This window comes from Pseudomonas sp. CFBP 8758, from assembly GCF_014841725.1.
Taxonomy (GTDB): Bacteria; Pseudomonadota; Gammaproteobacteria; order Pseudomonadales; family Pseudomonadaceae; genus Aquipseudomonas; species Aquipseudomonas baltica.
This window is the reverse complement of record NZ_JACYUK010000002.1, coordinates 577,033-600,840: the sequence shown is the minus strand read 5'-3', so window position 1 is coordinate 600,840 and position 23,808 is coordinate 577,033. Positions and strand designations below refer to the sequence as shown.

At 60.6% G+C, this 23,808-nt stretch carries 20 protein-coding genes and 1 pseudogene; 8 read left to right on the top strand and 13 right to left on the bottom strand.

Translation table 11 applies throughout. From position 1 onward, the window contains the following. Positions 1 to 17: 17 nt before the first annotated feature. The 5 genes from asd to leuC all read right to left on the bottom strand — a co-directional run bounded on the left by asd (position 18) and on the right by leuC (position 5,289). Positions 18 to 1,130, bottom strand: coding sequence for an aspartate-semialdehyde dehydrogenase (gene asd / locus IFT75_RS06545; protein ID WP_122479209.1), 1,113 nt, complete (start codon positions 1,128 to 1,130; stop codon positions 18 to 20). Positions 1,131 to 1,196: 66 nt separating this feature from the next. Further along, positions 1,197 to 2,279, bottom strand: coding sequence for a 3-isopropylmalate dehydrogenase (gene leuB / locus IFT75_RS06540; protein WP_192053877.1), 1,083 nt, complete (start codon positions 2,277 to 2,279; stop codon positions 1,197 to 1,199). Positions 2,280 to 2,337: 58 nt separating this feature from the next. Next, entirely contained in the window at positions 2,338 to 3,096 is a 759-nt protein-coding gene (locus IFT75_RS06535) for a class I SAM-dependent methyltransferase (RefSeq protein ID WP_192053875.1), read from the bottom strand. Between the two features lie 121 nt (positions 3,097 to 3,217). Further along, complete coding sequence (gene leuD / locus IFT75_RS06530) at positions 3,218 to 3,859, bottom strand: 3-isopropylmalate dehydratase small subunit (protein WP_122479212.1); 642 nt, start codon at positions 3,857 to 3,859, stop codon at positions 3,218 to 3,220. Continuing rightward, on the bottom strand, positions 3,856 to 5,289 hold the full coding sequence (leuC, locus tag IFT75_RS06525; RefSeq protein ID WP_192053873.1) for a 3-isopropylmalate dehydratase large subunit: 1,434 nt from the start codon (positions 5,287 to 5,289) through the stop codon (positions 3,856 to 3,858). Before leuC ends, leuD begins: the two co-directional genes overlap by 4 nt. Positions 5,290 to 5,425: 136 nt before the next feature. Here leuC and IFT75_RS06520 point away from each other — a divergent pair, with 136 nt between their 5' ends. Continuing rightward, entirely contained in the window at positions 5,426 to 6,337 is a 912-nt protein-coding gene (locus IFT75_RS06520; RefSeq protein WP_122479214.1) for a LysR family transcriptional regulator, read from the top strand. Here IFT75_RS06520 and IFT75_RS06515 read toward each other — a convergent pair. Continuing rightward, a complete protein-coding gene (locus tag IFT75_RS06515) occupies positions 6,314 to 7,108 on the bottom strand; it encodes a PhzF family phenazine biosynthesis protein (RefSeq protein WP_122479215.1) in 795 nt (264 codons plus the stop codon). The genes IFT75_RS06520 and IFT75_RS06515 overlap by 24 nt on opposite strands. 93 nt (positions 7,109 to 7,201) lie before the next feature. After that, complete coding sequence (gene ybaK, locus IFT75_RS06510) at positions 7,202 to 7,672, bottom strand: Cys-tRNA(Pro) deacylase (RefSeq protein ID WP_122479216.1); 471 nt, start codon at positions 7,670 to 7,672, stop codon at positions 7,202 to 7,204. Positions 7,673 to 7,968: 296 nt separating this feature from the next. Here ybaK and IFT75_RS06505 point away from each other — a divergent pair, with 296 nt between their 5' ends. From IFT75_RS06505 to glpD, 4 genes are all read left to right on the top strand, one after another. Then, a complete protein-coding gene (locus IFT75_RS06505; protein ID WP_122479217.1) occupies positions 7,969 to 8,808 on the top strand; it encodes an MIP/aquaporin family protein in 840 nt (279 codons plus the stop codon). Positions 8,809 to 8,863: 55 nt separating this feature from the next. Continuing rightward, the gene (gene glpK, locus IFT75_RS06500; RefSeq protein ID WP_122479712.1) at positions 8,864 to 10,366 is read left to right on the top strand and encodes a glycerol kinase GlpK; all 1,503 of its coding nucleotides are present in this window, start codon (positions 8,864 to 8,866) and stop codon (positions 10,364 to 10,366) included. A gap of 125 nt (positions 10,367 to 10,491) precedes the next feature. After that, positions 10,492 to 11,247 carry a DeoR/GlpR family transcriptional regulator gene (locus IFT75_RS06495; RefSeq protein WP_043187404.1) on the top strand — a complete coding sequence of 252 codons (756 nt, stop codon included), beginning with the start codon at positions 10,492 to 10,494 and terminating at the stop codon, positions 11,245 to 11,247. Positions 11,248 to 11,488: 241 nt separating this feature from the next. After that, positions 11,489 to 13,027, top strand: coding sequence for a glycerol-3-phosphate dehydrogenase (glpD, locus tag IFT75_RS06490; protein WP_192053871.1), 1,539 nt, complete (start codon positions 11,489 to 11,491; stop codon positions 13,025 to 13,027). A 67-nt stretch (positions 13,028 to 13,094) separates the two neighbouring features. Here glpD and IFT75_RS21525 read toward each other — a convergent pair whose 3' ends face one another. From IFT75_RS21525 to IFT75_RS06475, 4 genes are all read right to left on the bottom strand, one after another. After that, positions 13,095 to 13,220 (bottom strand): PA1414 family protein, encoded by a 126-nt coding sequence (locus IFT75_RS21525; RefSeq protein ID WP_286916280.1) that lies wholly within the window; start codon positions 13,218 to 13,220, stop codon positions 13,095 to 13,097. A gap of 149 nt (positions 13,221 to 13,369) precedes the next feature. Then, positions 13,370 to 14,296 (bottom strand): DMT family transporter, encoded by a 927-nt coding sequence (locus IFT75_RS06485; RefSeq protein WP_122479219.1) that lies wholly within the window; start codon positions 14,294 to 14,296, stop codon positions 13,370 to 13,372. 230 nt (positions 14,297 to 14,526) lie between these two features. Continuing rightward, entirely contained in the window at positions 14,527 to 14,919 is a 393-nt protein-coding gene (locus tag IFT75_RS06480; RefSeq protein WP_185793888.1) for a transcriptional regulator, read from the bottom strand. A 141-nt stretch (positions 14,920 to 15,060) separates the two neighbouring features. After that, positions 15,061 to 16,404, bottom strand: coding sequence for a DEAD/DEAH box helicase (locus tag IFT75_RS06475; protein ID WP_163007604.1), 1,344 nt, complete (start codon positions 16,402 to 16,404; stop codon positions 15,061 to 15,063). Positions 16,405 to 16,587: 183 nt separating this feature from the next. Here IFT75_RS06475 and IFT75_RS06470 point away from each other — a divergent pair, with 183 nt between their 5' ends. Continuing rightward, positions 16,588 to 17,853: a mechanosensitive ion channel family protein gene (locus IFT75_RS06470; protein ID WP_192053869.1), complete on the top strand. Its 1,266-nt coding sequence runs from the start codon at positions 16,588 to 16,590 to the stop codon at positions 17,851 to 17,853. A gap of 226 nt (positions 17,854 to 18,079) precedes the next feature. Here the strand turns inward: IFT75_RS06470 and IFT75_RS06465 are convergent, their stop codons facing one another. Continuing rightward, the gene (locus IFT75_RS06465) at positions 18,080 to 18,352 is read right to left on the bottom strand and encodes a DUF3077 domain-containing protein (RefSeq protein WP_192053867.1); all 273 of its coding nucleotides are present in this window, start codon (positions 18,350 to 18,352) and stop codon (positions 18,080 to 18,082) included. A 370-nt stretch (positions 18,353 to 18,722) separates the two neighbouring features. Here IFT75_RS06465 and IFT75_RS21395 point away from each other — a divergent pair. Next, positions 18,723 to 19,828: pseudogene (locus IFT75_RS21395) on the top strand (IS3 family transposase). Positions 19,829 to 19,988: 160 nt separating this feature from the next. Here IFT75_RS21395 and betA read toward each other — a convergent pair. Next, positions 19,989 to 21,674: a choline dehydrogenase gene (gene betA / locus IFT75_RS06455; protein WP_192053865.1), complete on the bottom strand. Its 1,686-nt coding sequence runs from the start codon at positions 21,672 to 21,674 to the stop codon at positions 19,989 to 19,991. Positions 21,675 to 22,296: 622 nt separating this feature from the next. Between betA and IFT75_RS06450 the strand changes: the two genes are divergently transcribed. Further along, positions 22,297 to 23,763 carry an APC family permease gene (locus IFT75_RS06450; RefSeq protein WP_244652705.1) on the top strand — a complete coding sequence of 489 codons (1,467 nt, stop codon included), beginning with the start codon at positions 22,297 to 22,299 and terminating at the stop codon, positions 23,761 to 23,763. Positions 23,764 to 23,808 lie beyond the last annotated feature (45 nt).

The window sequence follows — 23,808 nt, the reverse complement described above, 5'->3', positions numbered from 1 at the left end:
CGGTCACGCTGGAGGAATCAGCGCTCCAGCAGGATCCGCAGCATGCGACGCAGCGGCTCGGCGGCGCCCCACAGCAGTTGGTCGCCGACGGTGAACGCGCCCAGGTACTGCGAGCCCATGTTCAACTTGCGCAGGCGCCCGACCGGGATGTTCAGCGTGCCGGTAACCTGTGTAGGCGTGAGTTCCTGCATGCTCGCTTCGCGGCTGTTCTGCACCAGCTTGACCCATGGGTTGTGCTGGCTGATCAGCCCTTCGATGTCCGCCATCGGCACATCCTTGTTCAGCTTGATGGTCAACGCCTGGCTGTGGCAGCGCATCGCACCGATACGCACACAGATACCATCCACCGGGATCGGGCTCTTGAACCGTCCCAGAATCTTGTTCGTCTCGGCCTGGGCTTTCCACTCTTCACGGCTCTGCCCATTCGGCAGTTCCTTGTCGATGTAGGGGATCAGGCTGCCAGCCAGTGGCACACCGAAGTTCTCGGTCGGGTAACCCTCGCCACGCATGGCTTCGGCGACCTTGCGATCGATGTCCAGAATGGCGCTGGCCGGGTTGGCCAGGTCATCGGCAACCGAGGCATGGGTGCTGCCCATCTGCCTGATCAGCTCGCGCATGTTCTGTGCGCCGGCGCCCGAAGCCGCCTGGTAGGTCATGGCACTCATCCACTCCACCAGCCCGGCCTCGAACAGCCCGCCCAGGCCCATCAGCATCAGACTCACGGTGCAGTTGCCACCGATGTAGTTCTTGGTGCCGGCATCCAGTTGCTGGTCGATCACCCGGCGGTTGACCGGGTCGAGCACGATCACCGCGTCATCCTGCATGCGCAGGCTGGAAGCCGCGTCGATCCAGTAACCCTGCCAGCCGGCCTCGCGCAGCTTGGGGAATACCTCGCTGGTGTAGTCGCCACCCTGGCAGGTCAGAATCACGTCGAGTGTCTTCAGCTCTTCAATGCTGTAGGCATCCTTGAGCGGGGCAATGTCCTTGCCGACCGCCGGGCCCTGGCCGCCAACATTGGAAGTGGTGAAAAACACCGGCTCGATCAGATCGAAGTCCTGCTCTTCCAGCATCCGCTGCATAAGCACGGAACCGACCATACCGCGCCAACCGATCAGACCTACACGTTTCATCGCAACTACACCTTCTTGAAAAGTGGGCCGCTGCTGTCGATGGAAAGTCGCAGCGGGCCCAAGAGATTACAGATTCCGCAGCGCGGCGACTACTGCATCGCCCATTTCCTGCGTACCGACCCGTGTGGTGCCCTCAGACCAGATATCGCCGGTGCGCAAGCCCTGGTCCAGCACCAGGCTGACCGCCTGCTCGATGGCAGCGGCAGCATCGTGCTGGTTGAAGCTGTAACGCAGCATCATCGACACCGACAGAATGGTCGCCAGCGGGTTGGCGATGCCTTGCCCGGCGATGTCCGGCGCCGAACCGTGGCAGGGCTCGTACATGCCCTTGTTGTGGGCGTCCAGCGAGGCCGAAGGCAACATGCCGATGGAGCCGGTAAGCATCGACGCCTCATCGGAAAGAATGTCGCCGAACAGGTTGTCGGTGACCATCACGTCGAACTGTTTCGGCGCGCGCACCAACTGCATCGCGGCGTTGTCGACGTACATGTGGCTCAGCTCGACATCGGGATAATCCTTGCCGATCTCCTCGGCAATTTCGCGCCACAGCTGGCTGGAAGCCAATACGTTGGCCTTGTCCACCGAGCACAGCTTCTTGCCGCGCACCTGGGCCATGTCGAAGCCGACGCGCACGATGCGGCGGATTTCGCTCTCGCTGTACGGCAGGGTGTCGTAGGCCTGGCGCTCGCCGCCTTCCAGCTCGCGCACACCACGCGGCGCGCCGAAGTAGATGCCGCCGGTCAGCTCGCGGACGATGAGGATGTCCAGCCCGGCAACGATTTCCGGCTTCAGGCTGGAAGCATCGGCCAGTTGCGGGTAGAGAATGGCAGGACGCAGGTTGGCGAACAGGCCCAACTGCGAGCGAATCTTCAGCAGACCGCGTTCCGGGCGAATATCGCGCTCGATCTTGTCCCATTTCGGCCCGCCCACCGCGCCCAGCAGCACCGCGTCGGCGGTACGGGCACGTGCCAGGGTCTCGTCGGCCAGCGGCACGCCATGCTTGTCGATGGCAGCGCCGCCGATCACGTCGTGGGCCAGTTCGAAGCCCAGCTGGAACTTGTCGTTGGCCAGTTCCAGCACCTTGACCGCTTCGGCCATGATTTCCGGGCCGATGCCGTCGCCTGGGAGAATCAGAATCTGCTTGCTCATGCGTTCCTCGTTAATTCCGGTAATACGGCATGCCCTCGGGCGGGCCGTGAATGAATGCTCAACGCTGGGCCCACAACACCAGCACGTCGGTACTGAACGAGCCATTGTCGTCGATCTGGTAATACTCGCGCACCTCGGCGCCCACGGCTTGCTGCAAGGCGCGGATGGCCGCGCGCATGACCTCGGGCGTGCGCATGCGCTCGACCCACGAGGCGTATTCAAGGCGCAGGCGCTGGCGAGTGTGCCCGCGTACCTGCAGACCCGCTTCATTGACCTGGCTCAGCCATTCGCCGGCACTGTAGTCGCGCACATGGCTGGTGTCGCGCAGCACTTCGACACTTTGCAGATAGGTATCGAGGAGCGGGCTGCCCGGCGACATCACGTCGATGAAGCAGGCCATGCCACCGGGTTTGAGCACACGGCGCACTTCGCGCAGGGCCAGGCCGAGGTCGCTCCAGTGATGCGCCGAATAGCGGCTGAACACATAGTCGAAGGCGGCGTCGGCGAACGGCAGCTGCTCGGCCGGGCCGAGTTGGGTGCTGACATTGCCCAGCCCCCGCTCGCTGGCAGCGCTGGCGACCACGTCGAGCATCTGTTGCGACAGATCATAGGCCACCACCTGCTTGACCAGAGGCGCGCAATGAAAACTGACGTGGCCGGCGCCACACCCCAGGTCCAACAGCCGAGCCTGGGACTGGCCCGCCAGCTCCGCCTGAAGCAGCGCAAATTCCGCGCCCTGGGCGTGAACGGTGCTGCTCAGGTAGGCCGAAGCCTGTTCACCGAACTGTTTCTGCACGACTTGGGTGTGCTGGGTCATGGGCTGGGCTTCCTTGTGCCTGGGTTTTCGGTGGTCTTGCGGGCCTCTTCGCGCGTAGAGGACTCGCCGCCCATGTGGGAGCGGGCTCTGCCCGCGAAAAGGCCAAACCTGCCTACATCAATCAATCACGAAACAACCAAGGCTGGCTGGCCCGATGCTTGGCCTCGAACGTCGCAATCGCCTCACCGTCCTGCAAGGTCAGGCCAATATCGTCCAACCCATTCAACAGGCAATGCTTGCGAAACTCGTCGATCTCGAAGCTGTAGACCTTGCCGCTCGGGCTGGTCACGCTCTGGGTCGCCAGGTCCACGGTCAACTGGTAACCCGGGGCGGCCTCGACTTCCTGGAACAACTCATCGACTTGCTCATCACTGAGGATGATCGGCAGCAAGCCGTTCTTGAAGCTGTTGTTGAAGAAGATATCTGCATAGCTCGGCGCGATCACGGCGCGAAAGCCATACTCATCCAACGCCCACGGCGCATGCTCGCGGCTGGAACCGCAACCGAAGTTCTCCCGCGCCAGCAGCACGCTGGCACCTTGGTAGCGCTCGTGATTGAGGACAAAATCCTTGTTCAACGGGCGCTTGGAATTGTCCTGGTAAGGCTGACCGACATCCAGGTAGCGCCATTCGTCGAACAGGTTCGGGCCAAAGCCGGTGCGCTTGATCGACTTCAAGAACTGCTTGGGAATGATCTGGTCGGTATCGACGTTGGCACGATCCAACGGAGCGACCAGGCCGGTGTGTCGAGTGAAGGCTTTCATGCTGCGTCCCCCTGGATCAATTCACGAACGTCGACGAAACGACCGACGACGGCGGCTGCGGCGGCCATGGCCGGGCTGACCAGATGGGTACGCCCACCGGCGCCCTGGCGGCCCTCGAAGTTGCGGTTGGAGGTCGATGCGCAGTGCTCGCCCGACTCCAGCCGGTCCGGGTTCATCGCCAGGCACATGGAGCAGCCCGGCTCACGCCATTCGAAGCCCGCCTCGAGGAAAATCTTGTCCAGGCCTTCGCGCTCTGCTTGCGCCTTGACCAGGCCCGAGCCTGGCACGACGATGGCCTGCTTGATGGTCGAGGCCACCTTGCGGCCCTTGGCGATCACTGCGGCGGCGCGCAAGTCTTCGATGCGTGAATTGGTGCACGAGCCGATGAACACGCGGTCGAGCTGAATGTCGGTGATCGCCTGATTGGCGGTCAGGCCCATGTATTTCAGCGCGCGCTCGATGGAACCGCGCTTGACCAGATCCGACTCGCGCGCCGGGTCCGGCACGTTCTGGTCAACGGCCAAGACCATTTCCGGCGAGGTCCCCCAGCTGACCTGCGGCTTGATCTGCGCGGCATCCAGGCGCACCACGGTGTCGAAGTGGGCATCGGCGTCGGATACCAGCCCTTTCCACGACTCCACCGCCTTGTCCCAATCAGCGCCGCTGGGCGCGAACGGCCGACCCTTGACGTAGGCGACGGTCTTTTCATCGGCAGCCACCAGGCCCACGCGGGCGCCGGCCTCGATCGACATGTTGCAGATGGTCATGCGGCCTTCCACCGACAAGTCGCGAATGGCGCTGCCGGCAAACTCGATGGCATGGCCATTGCCGCCGGCGGTGCCGATCTTGCCGATCACGGCCAGCACGATGTCCTTGGCGGTCACGCCAAACGGCAAGGTACCTTCGACCAACACCTGCATGTTCTTCATTTTCTTGGCCACCAGGCACTGCGTGGCGAGCACATGCTCGACCTCCGAGGTACCGATGCCATGGGCCAGGGCACCGAAGGCACCGTGGGTCGAGGTGTGCGAATCGCCGCAGACCACGGTCATGCCGGGCAAGGTCGCGCCCTGCTCCGGGCCGATGACATGGACGATACCCTGGCGTACGTCGTTCATCTTGAATTCGGTGATGCCGTACTCGTCGCAGTTGTCGTCAAGGGTCTGCACCTGCAGACGCGACACCTGGTCGGCGATCGCGCCGATGCCGCCCTTGCGTTCCGGGGTAGTCGGCACGTTGTGGTCGGGCGTGGCAATGTTGGCGTCGATGCGCCACGGTTTGCGGCCGGCCAGGCGCAAGCCTTCGAACGCCTGGGGCGAAGTCACTTCGTGGATGATGTGACGGTCGATGTAGATCAGCGCCGAGCCATCGTCGCGCTGCTTGACCAAATGCGAATCCCAGAGCTTGTCGTAGAGCGTTTTGCCGGCCATCAGACGTTTCCTCATCAGTCTTGCTGTCTTTTCTATGCCTATAACCGCTTGGCTTGTAGGGGTGATGCTATGAGGTTATCTTGAATAACTCAAATTCATAATTTTCATACTTTGGATAACCAAAAGGAATTCGCGCATGGACCTGGCCAGTCTCAATGCCTTTATAGCCATCGCCGAAGTGGGCAGTTTTTCCAGGGCCGGGGATCGGCTGCACCTGACTCAGCCGGCGATCAGCAAACGCATCGCCGGGCTGGAATCGCAGCTGGGCGTGCGTTTGTTCGATCGCCTGGGCCGCGAAGTCAATCTGACCGAGGCCGGCCGGGCCCTGCTGCCCCGCGCCTACCAGATTCTCGATGTGCTGGAAGACACCCGCCGCGCCCTGACCAACCTGAGCGGCGACGTGACGGGCCGCCTGACCCTCGCCACCAGCCACCACATAGGTCTGCACCGATTGCCCTCGCTGCTGCGCACCTACACGCGGATGTACCCCAAGGTCGCCCTGGACATCCAGTTTCTCGATTCGGAAGTGGCCTATGAGGAGATCCTGCACGGACGTGCGGAGCTGGCGGTGATCACCCTGGCGCCCGAGCCCCATCACCTGGTGCGCTCGGTACCGGTGTGGCATGACCCGCTGGATTTCGTCGCCGCCCCGGAACATCCGCTGGCCCTGCAGGCGGTGGTGAAGCTGAGCGATATCGCCGAACATCCGGCGGTGTTTCCGGGCGGCAATACTTTCACCCACCACATCGTCAGCCGCCTGTTCGAGGCGCAAGGCCTGAGCCCGAACATCGCCATGAGCACCAACTACCTGGAAACCATCAAGATGATGGTGTCGATCGGCCTGGCGTGGAGTGTGCTGCCGCGCACCATGCTCGACGAGCAAGTGGCGCGCTTCCAGCTACCCGGTGTGCAGCTGAGCCGCCAGTTGGGTTATATCCTGCACACCGAACGGACCCTGTCGAATGCGGCGCGGGCCTTCATGGCGCTGCTCGACGATCAGGCCGGCACACTGGCTTCGGCGCAATCAGGGCTGGGCACCGAGCAGTAGCCGGCCGCTGCTGATCAACGTGGCGTAGCCGCCGATCTTGACTCGTTCGCCTTCCATCCGGCAAAACAGATCGCCACCCCGCGCCGAGCACTGGTAGGCAGTGAGGCTGGTCTTGACCAGACGCCTCGACCAGTACGGGATGAGGCTGCAATGGGTGGAGCCGGTGACCGCGTCCTCGTCGATGCCGATGGCAGGTGCGAAGTAGCGCGAAACGAAGTCCTGATGGTCGCCCCGGGCGGTAATGATCACCCCGGGCCAGGGCAAGCGTGCCAGGGCCGCCATGTTCGGGCGGCACTGGCGTACCGCCTGCTCCGACTCCAGCAGGACGAACAGCGACGCCGCCGCCATTACGTCGACCGCTTCGCAACCCAAGGCACGCTCAACCTCCAAGGTCAGGCCCAACTGCTCCTCGGGCATCATCGCCGGGAAGTCCAGCCACAGCCGGTCGCCCTCGCGGCTGACGGTAAGGTTGCCCGAGCGGCTGGCGAATGACAGGCTCGACGCTGTCTCCCCATAGACATGAAACAGCACGTAGGCGCTGGCCAGGGTGGCGTGGCCACACAAGGGCACCTCGGTGCGCGGGGTGAACCAGCGGATGTGCCAGCCCTGCGCTTCGCGAACCAAAAACGCGGTCTCCGCCAGGTTGTGCTCGGCGGCGATCTTCTGCATCAGCTCGTCGGCCAGCCAGCTGTCGAGGCGGTAGACCATTGCCGGGTTGCCAGCAAAAGGCTGTTGGGTAAACGCATCGACCTGATGGAAATCCAGTTGCATGGCAATCCTCGCTGTTGCGGAAAGGGGTGGCGGCCAAGCCGTCTGGCTATCGGCGTTCGACTCGTCGAGTCGATGAATAATTTCCTTGGTGCATCAAGGGCGGCCGATATCGGCGAAGCGACCCTGGGTGTGCTCGGCCAGCAGCTGCGGCGCCAGCTCGACTTCCAGCCCGCGCCTGCCGGCGCTGACGAACATGCTGGGCAATGCCTCGGCGGTTTGGTCGATGAAGGTCCGCAAGCGCTTCTTCTGCCCCAGCGGGCTGATCCCGCCCAGCAGATACCCCGTGGCCCGCTGCGCAGCCTGCGGATCTGCCATCTCGCATTTCTTCACGCCGGCCGCATGCGCGAGCGCCTTGAGATCCAGGGTGCCGGTCACCGGCACCACTGCCACCAGCAGCTCGCTCCTTTCGGTCGCCGCCAGCAGGGTCTTGAACACCCGCGCGGCGGTCAGACCGAGCTTTTCCACCGCTTCGAGTCCATAGGAAGCTGCTTTGGGATCATGTTCATAGGCATGCACTCGATGCTCGGCGCGGTGCTTCTTCAAGAGGTCCAGGGCGGGGGTCATGCAGGGACTCCAGACAAATAAAAAACAGGCCCGGCATTAGGACACAGGCGGGCAAGCCACGCCAACCGTGGCTTTGCCGGAAATGCGCGGAAAAGTTCGTAGGCAATGAACGAACTCGTTCGCTTTCGACCTTTGACAGCGGCGTTTCTTGTCTATATTTTTTCGTTTGTGAAGATAGGCACGATAGTACAATGTGCTCGAAGGCTGTACTGCGACGTGTGATGGGGATCGTACGACGACAGATTCCAGGCGCCGAAAACGACGTCAGACAAAAAAAACAATTGGGGTAATACACGATGACCGCACAGCAACAACCGACCCTGTCGGGCCAGTGCACTGCCGAGTTTCTCGGCACCGCACTGCTTATCTTCTTCGGTACCGGCTGCGTCGCGGCGCTCAAGGTCGCAGGTGCCAGCCTCGGTCTGTGGGAAATCAGCATCATCTGGGGCGTCGGCGTGAGCATGGCGATCTACCTGACGGCGGGCGTGTCCGGTGCCCATCTGAACCCTGCGGTCAGCATCGCCCTGTGCCTGTTCGGCGGCTTCGATAAACGCAAGCTGCCCTTCTATATTCTGGCTCAGGTGGCAGGCGCGTTCTGTTCCGCAGCACTGGTCTATACCCTCTACAGCAGCCTGTTCTTCGATTACGAACAAACCCACGGCATCGTCAGGGGCACGCAAGCGAGCCTCGAAACGGCGAGCATCTTCTCCACCTACCCCCATGCGGCGCTGTCCATCGGTCAGGCCTTTTTGGTCGAGATGGTCATCACCGCCATCCTGATGGCGGTGATCATGGCCCTGGGCGACGAGCACAACGGTCTTCCGCGCGGGGCCATGGCGCCGCTGCTGGTCGGCTTGCTGATCGCCGTGATCGGCAGCGCCATGGGGCCGCTGACCGGCTTTGCCATGAACCCGGCCAGGGATTTCGGTCCAAAGCTGATGACGTTCATCGCCGGCTGGGGTGAAATAGCCTTCACCGGTGGCCGCACGATTCCCTATTTCATCGTTCCCATCGTGGCGCCGATCGTAGGTGCCTGCCTGGGCGCCGGCGCGTACCGGGTACTGATCGCACGCCATTTGCCAAACTCGAACAACGGGTCGGCCGAAGCGTCCGCATCGAAGGTGCAGGCCTCCTGAGCCTGCACAAACACCACATTCCGCATTTATTGCACACTTGCGCAAGGCCATCGACATGACCGATACCGACAACAAGAACTACATCATTGCCCTGGACCAAGGTACCACCAGCTCCCGGGCGATCATTTTCGACCGCGACGCCAATGTCGTCGGCACCTCGCAGCGCGAATTCGTCCAGCACTATCCGCAGGCCGGCTGGGTCGAGCACGACCCGATGGAAATCTTCGCCACCCAGAGCGCGACCATGGTCGAGGCCTTGGCCCAGGCCGGGCTGAGCCACGCCCAGGTTGCGGCCATCGGCATCACCAACCAGCGTGAAACCACCGTAGTGTGGGACAAGAACAGCGGTCGCCCGATCTACAATGCCGTGGTCTGGCAGTGCCGACGCAGCACCGAGATCTGCCAGCAGCTCAAGCGCGACGGCCTGGAAGACTACATCAAGCAGACCACCGGCCTGGTGGTCGACCCGTACTTTTCCGGCACCAAGCTGAAATGGATCCTCGACAACGTCGAAGGCAGCCGCGAGCGCGCACGCAACGGCGAGCTGCTGTTCGGCACCGTCGATAGCTGGCTGATCTGGAAATTCACCGGCGGCAAGGTGCACGTCACCGACTACACCAACGCCTCGCGCACCATGCTCTTCAACATCCACACCCTGGAGTGGGACGAGAAGATGCTGCAGACCCTGGACATCCCGCGCGAGATGCTTCCAGAGGTCAAGTCGTCGTCGGAAATCTACGGCCATACCAAGAGCGGCATCGCCATTGCCGGGATCGCCGGCGACCAGCAGGCCGCCTTGTTCGGCCAGATGTGCGTCGAGCCTGGCCAGGCCAAGAACACCTATGGCACCGGCTGCTTCCTACTGATGAACACTGGCAAGAAGGCCGTCACGTCGCAGCACGGGATGCTCACCACCATCGGCTGCGGCCCGCGTGGCGAAGTCGCCTACGCCTTGGAAGGCGCCGTGTTCAACGGTGGCTCGACCGTGCAGTGGCTGCGTGACGAACTGAAGATCGTCAACGACGCCTACGACACCGAATATTTCGCCAGCAAGGTGAAGAACACCAATGGTGTCTACCTGGTGCCGGCGTTCACCGGCCTGGGCGCGCCCTACTGGGACCCCTATGCCCGTGGCGCGCTGTTCGGCCTGACCCGCGGCGTGCGCGTCGACCACATCATTCGCGCGGCGCTCGAATCGATTGCCTACCAGACCCGCGACGTGCTCGACGCCATGCAACAGGATTCCGGCGAGCGCCTGAGCGCCCTGCGCGTGGACGGCGGCGCGGTGGCCAACAACTTCCTCATGCAGTTCCAGGCCGACATTCTCGGCACTCCGGTGGAGCGTCCGCAGATGCGCGAAACCACGGCCTTGGGTGCCGCCTATCTGGCGGGCCTGGCGTGCGGCTTCTGGGGCAGCCTGGATGAGTTGCGCGGCAAGGCCGTGATCGAGCGTACCTTCGAGCCTCTGCTCGACGAAACCGGCAAGGAAAAACTCTACGCCGGCTGGAAAAAGGCCGTTGAACGCACCCGTGACTGGGAACCGCACGAAGAGCAGTGACCGAGTGAACGCGCAGACCGGGCGGTTCCGGCCTGCGCAAGTGCGGTCCATGGAATCACTTCTGGCGATGGGGCCCGTTCCTGCGGCATCATGCATGCTTTTGCATGGCAGCCAAAGGAAGCCCCATGAACCTGCCTCCCCGCCAACAGCAGATCCTCGAACTGGTACGCGAACGCGGCTATGTCAGCATCGAGGAAATGGCCCAACTGTTCGTCGTGACGCCGCAAACCATCCGGCGTGACATCAACCAGCTGGCCGAGGTCAATCTGCTGCGTCGCTATCACGGTGGCGCCGCCTACGATTCGAGCATCGAAAACACGGCCTACGCCATGCGTGCCGACCAGATGCGCGACGAGAAACAGCGCATCGCCGAGGCGATTGCCGCCCAGATCCCCGACCACGCCTCGCTGTTCATCAATATCGGCACCACCACCGAATCCATCGCCCGCGCCCTGCTCAACCACAGCCACCTGAAGATCATCACCAACAATCTGCACGTGGCCTCGATCCTCAGCGGCAAGGACGACTTCGACGTACTGCTGGCCGGCGGCAACGTACGCCGTGACGGCGGCGTGGTGGGCCAGGCGAGTATCGACTTCATCACCCAGTTCAAGGTCGACTTCGCCCTGGTCGGCATCAGTGGTATCGACGAAGACGGCAGCCTGCTGGACTTCGACTATCAGGAAGTTCGCGTCAGCCAGGCGATCATCGCCAATGCGCGCCAAGTCATTCTGGCCGCCGACTCGAGCAAGTTCGGCCGCAATGCCATGGTCCGCCTGGGCCCGATCAGCCTGATCGATTGCCTGGTCACCGACCAACCGCCCGTGCCCGCCTTGCTGCAATTGCTGCAGCAACACAAGATCCGCCTCGAGATCGTCTGACCCTGTGGCAGCGGCGCAAGCCGCCCTGCCCGTCCGCAATCCCCACCTGGCACCGCCCACGGCGCATCAGCTTCGCCTGTGATGTTCGTATTTCTTCGCTTTGCCCCCCTTCGATCAACAATTTCAATCATCTTCGACTGGCTAAGCCCTTCGTATTGGGCTAGTATTTTCGAAATTGAACATTGATGTTCGAATTCAAAGCACTCATTCGAACGCTCCTTGATAAACGCAGGAGGCTGCCATGCCCCATTCGACCTTGCCCCGCCAACCGCTGGCTGAAATCTACGACGTCGCCGTGATCGGTGGTGGCATCAATGGCGTGGGGATTGCCGCCGACGCTGCCGGGCGTGGGCTTTCCGTGTTTCTCTGCGAGAAGGACGACCTGGCCAGCCACACCTCTTCGGCCAGCAGCAAGCTGATCCACGGCGGCCTGCGTTATCTGGAACACCACGAATTTCGCCTGGTACGCGAAGCACTGGCCGAACGCGAAGTGTTGCTCGCCAAGGCTCCGCACATCGTCAAGCCCATGCGTTTCGTCCTGCCGCATCGGCCCCATCTGCGTCCTGCCTGGATGATCCGCGCCGGGCTGTTCCTCTACGACAACCTGGGCAAGCGAGAAAAGCTGCCAGGCTCGCGCAGCCTGCGCTTCGGCGCCGACAGTGCGTTGAAGCCGGAAATCACCCGCGGTTTCGAATATTCCGACTGCTGGGTCGACGACGCTCGCCTGGTGGTACTCAACGCCATGGCAGCGCGAGAAAAAGGCGCACACATCCATACCCGCACCCGCTGTGTCGACGCGAAGCGTGTAGACGGTGTGTGGAAGGTCAATCTGCAGCGTGAGGACGGCAGCACGTTCACCCTCAAGGCGCGCGCGCTGGTCAATGCGGCCGGGCCCTGGGTAGCGAAGTTCATTCGTGACGACCTGCAGTTGCAATCCCCATACGGCATCCGCCTGATCCAGGGCAGCCACCTGATCGTGCCACGCCTGTACGAAGGCGAGCAGGCGCACATCCTGCAGAACGAAGACCAGCGCATCGTCTTCACCATCCCGTACCTGGATCGCTTCACCATCCTGGGCACCACCGACCGTGAATACACAGGCGACCCGTCCAAGGTGGAGATCACCGACGCCGAGGCCGACTACATTCTCAAGGTGGTGAACGCCCACTTCAAGAAACAGGTCAGCCGCAGCGATGTGGTGCGCACCTATTCGGGCGTTCGCCCGCTGTGCAACGACGAGTCGGACAACCCATCGGCCATCACCCGCGACTACACCCTGTCGCTCAGCGGCGGCCAGGGCGAGGCGCCGATCCTTTCGGTGTTCGGCGGCAAGTTGACCACTTACCGTAAGCTGGCCGAGTCGGCCATGGCTCAGTTGAAGCCATTCTTCGCGCAGATGCGCGGTAGCTGGACGGCGACCAGTGCCCTGCCCGGTGGCGAAGACATGAGCACGCCGCAGGCCCTGGCTCAGGACATGCGGGTGAAAGCTCCCTGGCTGCCAAACGGCCTGGCCGAGCGTTGGGCGGTCAGCTACGGCAGCCGCAGCTGGCGTTTGATCGAAGGTGCACAGTCGGTAGCCGATCTGGGCGAGGAATTGGGCACGGGGCTGTTCAGCCGCGAAGTCGATTACCTGTACGAGCAGGAATGGGCCACCCGCAGCGAAGACGTGCTGTGGCGTCGCAGCAAGCTGGGGCTGTTCGTCGATGATGCGGCCGCGCTTCGCCTGGATGCTTACCTGGCGAAAGTCGACGCCAGCCGGGCCAATACCCAGGCGGCTTGAGCGCTGTCAGCAACGAAAAACGCCCCGTAAGGGGCGTTTTGCATGGCGCGCGACGGGCCCGGAGGGCTCAGCGCCGAGGGCGCTGCCGAGGCCGGTGGTTGTCGGCCGGGATAGGCACAGGCTGTGGTGGCGGCGGCACCAGCCCCAGTGCGACAGCCAGATCGTGGAGCCAGTTGTACAAGTTACCGTTCATATCGCCCCCCTTCAGGGAAAAGCCCGAACGACGGTCATGGTCCGTCGCTTCTGTTCGATCATAGCGCTAAGCGACGTAGGATGCATTCACGCACTTGTGTCGAAAAGTCGCAGTCCTACGTATTGATCATCTGCCAGGCAAGTAATTCATTACCTTATCCACGTTCGTAATCGTCGGCGCACCCACTGCTCGGCGCTGACCAAGGTGATGCCCAGCAGTACGAACAGCGCGCCCAGAATGAAATTCACGCTCAGCGGTTCGCCCAGCAGCAGCACACCGAACGTCACGCCGAACAGCGGGGTCATGAACGAGAACACGGCCAGATTGGACGCCAGGTAGCGTCGCAGCAGCCAAAACCAGATCAGGAAGCTGGCGAAAGACACCACCACCCCTTGGAACAATACGCTGGCGATGCCGACCGGGGTAAAACTGACCTGCGTGAACTGCCCCGTGGCCAGGGCGATAAGCAACAATCCGATCACGCAGACGATCAGCTGGTAGAACAGCGTCAGCGTCACGGGTGCTTCGGAGAGGCGCGAGGTGCGCACCACCACCGTGGTCGCGCCCCAGCACAAGCCTGCCATCACGCCCAGTGCATCACCCAGCAGCATGCGTCGGTCCAGATGTTGCCAGGAAATTCCGCCGGCGAAAGCGAAGGCGATACCGCTGAACGCCAGGGCAATGCCCAACCATTGCAGGGGCCGCAGGCGCTCTCCGGGTAGCAGGGCGTGCAAGCCAAGCGCCGTGAACACCGGGGCGGTGTAGAGAAAGACCGACATGTGCGCTGCCGAGGTCAGCTTCAGGCCCTCGGCGATGAACAAGAATTCCAGCCCGAACAGTGAGCCGGCCAGCAGCCCGGCGCGCCAGGTGTAGGGCATGTGCGCCCAGCCCCCGCGCCAGCACATCAGTGCGGCCACCAGGACCGCGGAAATGCCCGAGCGCATGGCCGCCTGCATCACCGGGGCGATATCGGGCGCGGCCCATTTTATGGTGACCTGCTGGATACCCCAGATCAGGCACAACCCGAGCATGACCTTGAGCGCGAATCCATCGGGTTGACGGCGTTCGATGCTCATCGGCGAATTGACCACGACATGACGATGCCTTCAGGCAATGAGGAATCGCCAGTGTAACAAGCCACGCGTCACAAGGCTTACGCGGCGGAAGGTTGCGCTCACACAGGCACACCACGTCGCCTGCTTCGCGGCCGCTGACCGCTCCTACATCAGGCACACCGCATTCCCCCCTTGTAGGAGCGGTCAGCGGCCGCGAAGAGAGCAACACGGTTTCAAGCCATGCCAAAGGCTCAGACAATCTGCGGTTTACTGGCCAACTCATCGAAGGTAGCCGGGTCCAGCGCATCGTCCTGCTCGTCGAGTACTTCCAGCCCGTGATCGTTGTCGGGGATGCTGCTGTCGAGCAGGCTCAACAGGCTGGAACCCCGCATGGTCAACTGAAAGTTGCGGCCCGTGCCACCTTCGCTGTCAGGACGCTGCTCGATGAACCCGCGCTCCAGCAACAGCTTCTCATAGTCGCGGGCCTGGGTTTGCAACTGGTCGACAGCAGCAGGCGTGTCACCCTGAGCGGTGGCTGCATCGGCGTGGTCCTGGGCATAGCGGTGCGGGGTGAAATCCTGATTGGCGCCGTTCTGCACTTCGTGCAACAGCCGTTCGATCAACTGCCAGTCGTAAGTGGTCATCCGGAAGAACCTCCAACACATGAGTGAAAGGGCTTGCCAGGTATGGGACCGGGTGGGTGAGGGGGAGTTGCGCGAAGACAGCTTTGCGGGGTGTTTTGGCAGGTCTGGCCTCCGCCGGGAGGCCAGCCTGCCTGGGGCAGTTTACTCGCTGACAGCCGGCTTGCGACGCTTGAGCGGCGCCAGCCCGTCCTGGCTTACCAACGCCGGTGCATCGGCCTTGGGACGGTTGACGCTCTTGCGCTTGGTCGGGCCCTTGGCAACGCTTTTCTTGTCGCCCTTCTTGTCTTTGTCGGTCTTTTTCTTCTTCACGCCGACCGCCTTGCCCGACGCCTTGACCTTCTTCGGTCCGCCGTAGGTACCTTTGACTTCCTTGATCACCCGGCGCTCGAAGGTCTGTTTGAGGTAGCGCTCGATGCTGGACATCAAGTTCCAGTCACCGTGGCAGATCAGCGAGATCGCCAGGCCTTCGTTGCCGGCGCGGCCAGTCCGGCCGATGCGGTGCACGTAGTCATCGCCACTGCGCGGCATGTCGAAGTTGACCACCAGGTCCAGGCCGTCGACGTCCAGGCCGCGGGCCGCCACATCGGTAGCCACGAGGATTTTCACGCCGCCCTGCTTGAGGCGATCGATGGCCAGCTTGCGGTCCTTCTGGTCCTTGTCGCCGTGCAGCACGAACGCCTTGTATTCCTGCGCCACGAGGCGCCCATAGATACGGTCGGCCATGGCCCGGGTGTTGGTGAAGACGATTGCCTTCTGGTACGTCTCGTTGGCCAGCAGCCAGTTGAGGATCTGCTCTTTGTGGACGTTGTGGTCGGCGGTGACGATCTGCTGGCGAGTGCCCTCGGCCAACTGGCTGACGTTGTTGATCAGCAGATGCTCGGGATCCTTCAACACCTTGCCGATCATGTCGCGCAGCCCGGCACCGCCGGTGGTGGCCGAGAACAGCAGGGTCTGTTCACGCTGGCCGCACTCGTCGCTCAGGCGCGTCACGTCTTCGGAGAAGCCCATGTCGAGCATGCGGTCGGCTTCGTCGAGCACCAGCACCTCGACCTTCTTGAGGTCCAGGTTGCCGGCGTTGAGCTGTTCCAGCAGGCGGCCAGGGGTGCCGATGAGGATATCCGGTACCTTGCGCAGCATGGCGGCCTGCACCTTGAAGTCTTCACCGCCGGTGATCAGGCCCGCCTTGATGAAGGTGAACTGGCTGAAGCGCTCCACTTCCTTCAAAGTTTGCTGGGCCAGTTCGCGGGTCGGCAACAGGATCACCACGCGAATGTCGACGCGCACCTTGGCCGGGCCCATCAGGCGGTTGAGAATCGGCAGGACGAATGCGGCAGTCTTGCCGCTGCCGGTTTGCGCCGTCACCCGCAGGTCGCGCCCTTGCAATGCCAGGGGAATGGCGGCCAGCTGCACCGGCGTCGGCTCGACAAATTTCAGCTCGGCGACGGCTTTGAGCAGGCGTTCATGCAGGGCGAATTGGGAAAACACGGGTGTTACCTCGACGGAGTACATAAATTCGACTGCATAGGGTACCGGTTTGCGCACGATTAGCCGAATTTCTTTACCCGTAAGTCGGTAAATTGCGTGCAAATCTTTCCAGGCGTGGCGATTGCCCCACTCGATGGGCTTTAATCCCCGCCCCTTTTCAATCCGGGAGCTGCACGCCACCCCATGAACATCGAATCGCTCTTGCACCAAACCGTCACGTTCATCACTGGCCTGGACGACCAGCCGGTCCTGCAGGCCGGTGTGTCACTGTTCCTGCTGCTGATCGCCGCCTTCGCCCTGGGCCGATTGGCGCGCTTCCTTACCCTGCACGCGGTCAAGCTGCTCAGTCGCCGGCCATCGCTGCACTGGCTCAACGACTTTTTGCACAACAAGGTCTTCCATCGCCTGGCGCAAATGACGCCGTCGCTGGTGGTGCAGTTCAGTCTGGGCCTGATCCCGGTGCTGAGCGACAACAGCAAGCACGTCATCGGCAACATCGCGCTGGGCTTCACCATCCTGTTCCTGGTGCTGGCCCTGGGGGCCCTGCTCAATGCACTGATCGACATCTATGCGCGCACCGAGCACGCCCGCACCCGCTCGATCAAGGGCTACGTGCAACTGGCCAAGATGATCCTGTACATCTTTGGTGCCATCATCATCGTCGCCACGTTGATCGACCGCTCGCCGCTGTTGCTGCTGTCCGGGCTGGGCGCCATGTCGGCGGTCATCCTGCTGGTCTACAAGGACACCCTGCTGTCGTTCGTGGCCAGCGTGCAGTTGACCAGCAACGACATGCTGCGCGTCGGCGACTGGATCGAGATGCCCCAGGTGGGCGCCGACGGCGACGTCGTCGACATCACCCTGCACACCGTGAAGATCCAGAACTTCGACAAGACCATCGTCTCCATCCCCACCTGGCGGCTGATGAGCGAGTCGTTCAAGAACTGGCGCGGCATGCAGCAGTCCGGCGGACGGCGCATCAAGCGCAGCCTGCACATCGACGCCAGCGGCATACGCTTTCTCGACGAACAGGAGCAATTGCGCCTGACCCAGATTCGCCTGCTCAGCGGCTACGTCAGCAGCAAGCAGGCCGAACTCAAGGCGTGGAACGCGGCGCAGGGCGAGGTCGCGGAACTGTCGGCCAACCAGCGGCGCATGACCAACCTGGGGACTTTCCGCGCCTACGCGCTGGCGTATCTCAACGCCCACCCGGACATCCAGCCGAACATGACCTGCATGGTCCGTCAGATGGAAGCCACCGCCGAGGGCGTGCCGCTGGAAATCTACTGCTTCACCCGCACCACGGCGTGGGCGGAGTACGAACGGATTCAGGGCGATATCTTCGATTACCTGCTGGCCGTGCTGCCGGAGTTTGGCCTGAGCGTCTACCAGAAGCCCAGCGGCGCCGATCTGCGCGGCGGGTTGACCGCAGTGACCGGTCCGCACTGAACGCAACCCCGTTCGTAGGAGCGGTCCGTGGCCGCGAAGGGCGCACCGCGGTGTGTCAGGTACCACACGGTGCGCCCTTCGCGGCCAATGACCGCTCCTACGGGATGCCGCAGCTCCTGTGGGAGCGGGCTCTGCCCGCGAATAAGCCACCTCCGACATTGAGCCATGCTCATCCCCTCAGGATTCAGACATTCCTGACGAAAGCCTGAAAGCGATAGCCTCAAGCCTAGCCCACCGCCTTCGCCCCCTCAGCCAGATCATCAATGATCGCCTTTGCCATCTCACCTAAATACAAAGCCGGCCACAGCAGCGCAGTCCCCGTATCCCCCTCCACTGCCTCCAGCAGCGCCTGATTAACGCTCGCTTGCAGCATCGCTGCATATTCGAGCGCCACATCGGCGGGGACATTGGAGTTGACCAGAAATAACGTGTGCGAGCCGTCGCCGCACCGGGCGAACGAAGTGATACCCAAGGTTTTGCAGTTATGCAAAGTAGTCATGGTGTGATGATCCGTATCGAGTGAGGAATCGACACCCTCTGCCGCCAAGCAGGAAGGGTGGCGAATTGCACAAGGTTGGCGGACCGGGATACGAACCGGCACCTCCGAAGAGGTCCCTGCGCAACTCGCCATAACACGACATCGCGGGCATAAAAAAGCCGCGATGGGTGAGGCGGCGCTTTACGCCGTATCTCTCAGGCCGCCAAGCCTGGGTCACTGAATATGCAGCGACGGTGGGGAGGTTAACTGGAAGGGAGGGGGATCACAACCTGGGTTGCGTTTGATGAGCCAAGTGGGTGACTCCGGCTGTGCTGTCTTGATTGCTCAGCTGTGGGATAGCTAGAAGAAGAGGTATTTCTGACGAGATCTGATGCCCATTTCGATGGCCCTTGAGCACACTGATGCATCGCAGTCGCTTGGACTGGTTGCGTAGGCCCTGCGCCGGTGGGCCAACCTGCTTCAGCAGGAGCGAGGTGGCGTCAAGCCGACCAGCCAAGCGCTAACATCCGAGCAGCAGGGAATCCAGGAACTGGAAGCCCGGATCAACCGCATTGAACGGAAATAATCGATTTTAAAAAAGACTATTCGCTCTTGATGGCCGATTGACACGAGCGCTCGCGTCAGTCGATCAGCTTCGCTCCGAGAAGCCGGTTGATCTGTTGTGCTCGGTATCTGAAGTCACCCGATCGTGTTACTACGCGTACTGCCGAAAACGTCGATATTCGGACGCTGAACGTGTGGTTATCTGCAGCCGCGTTAGTGCGCTGTTTACGCAAAGCAGGGGCGCTGGGGGCAGCCGGACCATCGTGCTAATGATGAAAGAGGACGGCATGTAGATTGGGCGATTCGACGTACGTAAGTTGATGTGCGAGATGAACTTGATCAGCAAAAGCCGGGCTAACATGCCTACAAAAAGTCCACCGTGGAGCGACCTGATATTGCTAACGTTCTTGATCGAGGGTCCAGCGTGGCATCGCCCAACAAGGTCTGGTGCGGTGGCATTAGGTACGTCTGGGCCTAAGATTGATGGCACTAGCTGGCAGCGGTCATCGACCTTTATGTTCTCTAAGTTGTGGGTTGGGCGTTCTCAGCCGAGCCCGACACCGATCTGGTAATCAAGGCACTGGACATGGCATACGAGCAGCGCGGCAGGCGGCAAAACGTGTTATTGCAAAGCGACCAAGGCAGCCAGTACGACACCCGAAGTTTCCGTCAGAGACTGTGGCGACACCGCTTCACTCGGAGCATGTGTCGACGCGGCAACTGCGATAATTATGGGCCGATGGAGCGGCTATTTTGCAGCCTGAAAACCGAATGGATACCGACGGTGGGCTACATGAGCGCCGCGTTGGCTAAACAGGATATCGGCTGGGTCCTGGTAGAACGGCACCACTGGCGGAAACCCCATCAGTTCAACGAAGGGCTAGCGCCTGCTGTCGCTGAGGAAAACTCAATTCAGTGTCCGGGATCAGTTGACCACTGCAGACCAACTTTTCTACAGAAAAGCGTCGCTGATTTAAGAAAAAACCGCAAGCACGGCTCAGGCGAAGGCTGTAGAAAAGAGGCAATGGTATACCATGGCTCTTAGACCTGAAGGCTCCCGGGTTGAGTGGGAGCCTTTTTCGATCTGAAGATCTTACGCGTATGTTTTTACAGCTGAGGGGATTCCAACCAGAGCCCTATATACCGGCGCATTATTGGCAGGTAGCTGTTGCCGGCCCCGGATCATGTCAGAAGCGCGTTCGGCAATCATGATCGTGGGAGCATTTGTGTTCCCATTGGTCACCTCCGGCATGATTGAAGCGTCCACAACCCTTAGACCTTGGACACCTTTAACTCGCAGTTGGCCATCGACGACAGCTTCGGGGCCGCTGCCCATTTTACAGGTTCCGCAGAAGTGGTAGCCCGACTCGGCATGATCGCGGATGAATTCATCCAGTCCCTTGTCAGTCATCATGTCAGCTGTGGGCTTCAGTTGCTTGCCTCGGTAGGGCTTGAAAGCTTCCTGCTCCATGATGTCCACGGTCGCGCGTATCGCATTGCGCGAATCGATCCAATCTTGCTCGTGAGTGAGCCAATTAGGTTGGATAAGTGGTGCTGCCGTAGGATCTGCTGACGCCAATGTGACCCATCCTCGACTCAGCGGACGCTGGGGCCCCAAGTGCACTTGATAGCTGTGCCCTTCTGCCGCCATGCGTCCGCTGTATTCAGCAGCAACACCGACAAAATGGAGCTGCACGTCCGGCCAGGGCTTGTCAGGAGAAGATCGCAAAAACCCACCCGCCTCGAAGAAGTTGGAAGCACCAAGCCCTTTGTGCGTAGTAAGCCATTGGGCTCCGATTGCAGCCTGACGGTGAAGCTTCAATTCCGAATAATACGAGACAGGTTTCGTGCAGTCATAGGCAACGATGAATTCCATATGATCCCCCAGGTTCTTCCCAACACCGGGTGAGTCACAGACAACCTTGATCCCATGTTTGGTCAGTTCTTCGGCGGGGCCAACACCGGACAACATTAGAATTTGCGGCGATTGGATTGCACCCGCACAAAGGATCACCTCACGATCACAGCGAACGATCTGCTCCTTACCTTCGCTCAGAATACTGACCCCTACCGCACGCGTACCTTCAAAAGCGACTGAGCGAACCAGTGCTCCGGTAATTACCTCCAGGTTGGGTCTCGCCATGGCTGGGTGCAGGTATGCCTTTGCGGTGCTTTCTCGGACGCCTTTATGGACAGTCATGTCCATTCGACCGAATCCTTCCTGACGATAGGCATTTTGATCATTTACGCGCGCATGCCCAGCTTCTTGAGCCGCTTCGATGAAGACTTGGTAGAGGGGGCTAGCACCAAATCCTTTCGTGACATGAAGAGGCCCACTTCCACCCCGATACTCACTCTCCCCTTGGTCGTAGCATTCGGCGCGCTTGAAATAGGGTAGGCATTGGTCATACGACCAGTGCTTAAGCTCTGGATCCTTCGCCCAGTTATCGTAGTCCATGGCGTTGCCGCGGATGTAAACCATGCCATTGATGGTTGACGAACCGCCCAATACCTTGCCTCGAAAATAGGGTACGCGGCGCCCATTTAGGGCCTCGACTGGTTCGGTCAGAAATTGCCAGTTATAGGTCTTTCCAGTGAGCGGATAGGTGAGCGCAGCAGGCATCTGGATACGGAAATCCCACTTTCGATCGGGCCCACCCGCTTCGATTACCAACACTCTGACTTCCGGATCTTCTGAAAGTCGACTGGCTAAAACGCATCCTGCAGAGCCTGCACCTACCACGATGTAATCGTAGCTCTCACTCGATTTCGTACTCATTTCGCCCACCTATACGTCTCGTTGTCCCACGAAAATTCGTGGCATCGCGTGTCTGCCCACTACGACCAGGCTGAAAAAAAGCCGATCGTCGCCGAGTTCTGGCGTGGCACATGAGTTAGCAAATTAGCGGCAGATAGCGACAAAAAAGGCCATTTTTCTTGTCTCAGTAGGCCATTTACTGTTAGCAGCCCATGCCGGACGCTGAGGATTACGTTACCAACCTCAAAAGGCCTTGTCTAAAAATATTTGTGGGCGTAGATTTTAAATGGGCTACGCAACGACACGCTGAACACAACAACAAGAGGTGAAGCATGCCCCGACTCCAGACACAGCGCTGGCATCGATCGCGTGGGAGTAATCGCTCCCATGACGAAGCGAGCACAGCAACCTACCTTGGCCCCGATCATCGCGCCGGTAGAGTAAAAACAAGCAGCATTACGCCCTTCAGGCCGGATGTCTCATCCAAATCCCGAACGCGGCGACCCTTAGCTTCTCTGCCAATGACTCTGCACTTCATGCAGATTCGAAACGAAAAAACGACCGCCATACAAGGCATGAGCCTCAGCCCGTTTTTTCACAATCGTCATTTGAGCAATTGCTCTGGCAGCAGCAAGGGGGATGTATGAGCTATTCCGAAAAAATGGCGTATTCAGCGGGTTCACCTGCTACCGCTACAGACACAAACCGTCGATTGAAAGGGCATTTGGGCACGATGGATATCGTGTTCACTGTTCTGGCCTACAACGCGCCGCTTACGATCATCATTGGGTTGATTCCCGTCATCATCGGTGCAGGCAACGGTCTGGGCGCGCCCCTGACATACCTGGCAGCGGGAGCTTTAATGCTCCTGTTCGCTGTGGGTTTCACGACTATGGCGCGGCACGTACCGAATGCTGGTGCTTATTACGCCTACATCACAGCTGGTCTTGGACGTCCGCTCGGCCTAGGGAGCGCGTTCATGGCGATCCTTGCCTACACGTTCATGTTGGTGGGTGCCTATCTGTACGCAGGTGTCATTTTTTCTTCCATTTCACTGTCATGGATCGGAATAGATAGCCTCCCCTGGTGGCAGTGGACTCTGCTGATTGCGCTACTCGTTGGCATCTTGGGTCATTACCGCATTAGCCTTTCAGCGAAGGTACTGACTGCTGCTCTAGTGTTGGAAATTATCGTCGTTTTCGTATGGGAAGCGAGCGTGGTAACCAAGGGTGGTGCGAGTGGTATTGGTTTTGAATGGCTTACCCCCAGTGCCATTACGTCAGGCTCGATTGGCCTTGCTGTCCTGTTCGGCGTGACTTGTTTTGCTGGCTTCGAGGCAACAGCCGTTTTTCGTGAAGAAGCTCGCGACCCGGAAAGGACAGTTCCCCGCGCTACATACATCGCCATTATCGTTATGACTTTTATTTTTGCCTCTGGTACCACTGCGTTTATCTGGGCGCTAGGGCCAGAGCAAGCGCTTCAAAAATCGATCAACGACCCGTCAAATTCGGGTTTGCTGGCGATCGAGATGTATTTGGGTCGGGTGGGCGTTGATGTGGTTCATACGTTGATGGCCACAAGCATCTTTGCCTGTGTTTTGGCCATTCATAACATTCTAGGCCGCTACATCTACTCATTGAGCGTTGATGGCGTATTCCCAAAGGCCTTTGCCAAGGTGCACCCGCGTCATGGCTCCCCTTATAAAGCGTCGGCGACAGTTCTGTTAATTACGCTGGCAAGCGTAATAGCTGTGGTCATCTCTCAGATCGAACCCTACGGCGGCTATGCATCTCTGGTTGGAATCGCGGGGTACACCCTCTTGATCCTGCAAATCCTAACGACCGTGGCCGTATTGGTATTTTTCAAGAGAGTGGATCACACAGCGTCTAAATGGCAGTCCGTGATTGCGCCGGTGCTGGCATTGCTTGGACTGCTCGTCACCGCTTGGCTGGCCACGTCCAACATCGGTCTTCTCACTGGTAGCGAGCAAACAGCAATGATCCTGCTGGCATTCTTGTTCGCCGCACTCGTCCTCGGCTCAATCTACGGGATAAGACTGAAATCTTCGAAACCAGGGGTCTACCGGGCAATTGGTCGTCAAGAAATCTGAATTTAGGCATGCCAGCGAGCCGCTGGCATGTTGGTTCGATAAGAG

What these genes read in the sequence shown, in the direction of transcription:
- IFT75_RS06505 (WP_122479217.1), top strand. Translation starts at nt 7,969, where the DNA reads ATGACCGCACAGCAACAACCGACCCTGTCGGGCCAGTGCACTGCCGAG.
- glpK (WP_122479712.1), top strand. Translation starts at nt 8,864, where the DNA reads ATGACCGATACCGACAACAAGAACTACATCATTGCCCTGGACCAAGGT.
- IFT75_RS06480 (WP_185793888.1), bottom strand. Translation starts at nt 14,919, where the DNA reads ATGACCACTTACGACTGGCAGTTGATCGAACGGCTGTTGCACGAAGTG.
- leuB (WP_192053877.1), bottom strand. Translation starts at nt 2,279, where the DNA reads ATGAGCAAGCAGATTCTGATTCTCCCAGGCGACGGCATCGGCCCGGAA.
- leuD (WP_122479212.1), bottom strand. Translation starts at nt 3,859, where the DNA reads ATGAAAGCCTTCACTCGACACACCGGCCTGGTCGCTCCGTTGGATCGT.
- IFT75_RS06520 (WP_122479214.1), top strand. Translation starts at nt 5,426, where the DNA reads ATGGACCTGGCCAGTCTCAATGCCTTTATAGCCATCGCCGAAGTGGGC.
- IFT75_RS21525 (WP_286916280.1), bottom strand. Translation starts at nt 13,220, where the DNA reads ATGAACGGTAACTTGTACAACTGGCTCCACGATCTGGCTGTCGCACTG.
- asd (WP_122479209.1), bottom strand. Translation starts at nt 1,130, where the DNA reads ATGAAACGTGTAGGTCTGATCGGTTGGCGCGGTATGGTCGGTTCCGTG.
- ybaK (WP_122479216.1), bottom strand. Translation starts at nt 7,672, where the DNA reads ATGACCCCCGCCCTGGACCTCTTGAAGAAGCACCGCGCCGAGCATCGA.
- leuC (WP_192053873.1), bottom strand. Translation starts at nt 5,289, where the DNA reads ATGGCCGGCAAAACGCTCTACGACAAGCTCTGGGATTCGCATTTGGTC.
- IFT75_RS06470 (WP_192053869.1), top strand. Translation starts at nt 16,588, where the DNA reads ATGAACATCGAATCGCTCTTGCACCAAACCGTCACGTTCATCACTGGC.
- IFT75_RS06515 (WP_122479215.1), bottom strand. Translation starts at nt 7,108, where the DNA reads ATGCAACTGGATTTCCATCAGGTCGATGCGTTTACCCAACAGCCTTTT.
- IFT75_RS06495 (WP_043187404.1), top strand. Translation starts at nt 10,492, where the DNA reads ATGAACCTGCCTCCCCGCCAACAGCAGATCCTCGAACTGGTACGCGAA.
- IFT75_RS06450 (WP_244652705.1), top strand. Translation starts at nt 22,297, where the DNA reads ATGAGCTATTCCGAAAAAATGGCGTATTCAGCGGGTTCACCTGCTACC.
- betA (WP_192053865.1), bottom strand. Translation starts at nt 21,674, where the DNA reads ATGAGTACGAAATCGAGTGAGAGCTACGATTACATCGTGGTAGGTGCA.
- IFT75_RS06485 (WP_122479219.1), bottom strand. Translation starts at nt 14,296, where the DNA reads ATGAGCATCGAACGCCGTCAACCCGATGGATTCGCGCTCAAGGTCATG.
- glpD (WP_192053871.1), top strand. Translation starts at nt 11,489, where the DNA reads ATGCCCCATTCGACCTTGCCCCGCCAACCGCTGGCTGAAATCTACGAC.
- IFT75_RS06465 (WP_192053867.1), bottom strand. Translation starts at nt 18,352, where the DNA reads ATGACTACTTTGCATAACTGCAAAACCTTGGGTATCACTTCGTTCGCC.
- IFT75_RS06535 (WP_192053875.1), bottom strand. Translation starts at nt 3,096, where the DNA reads ATGACCCAGCACACCCAAGTCGTGCAGAAACAGTTCGGTGAACAGGCT.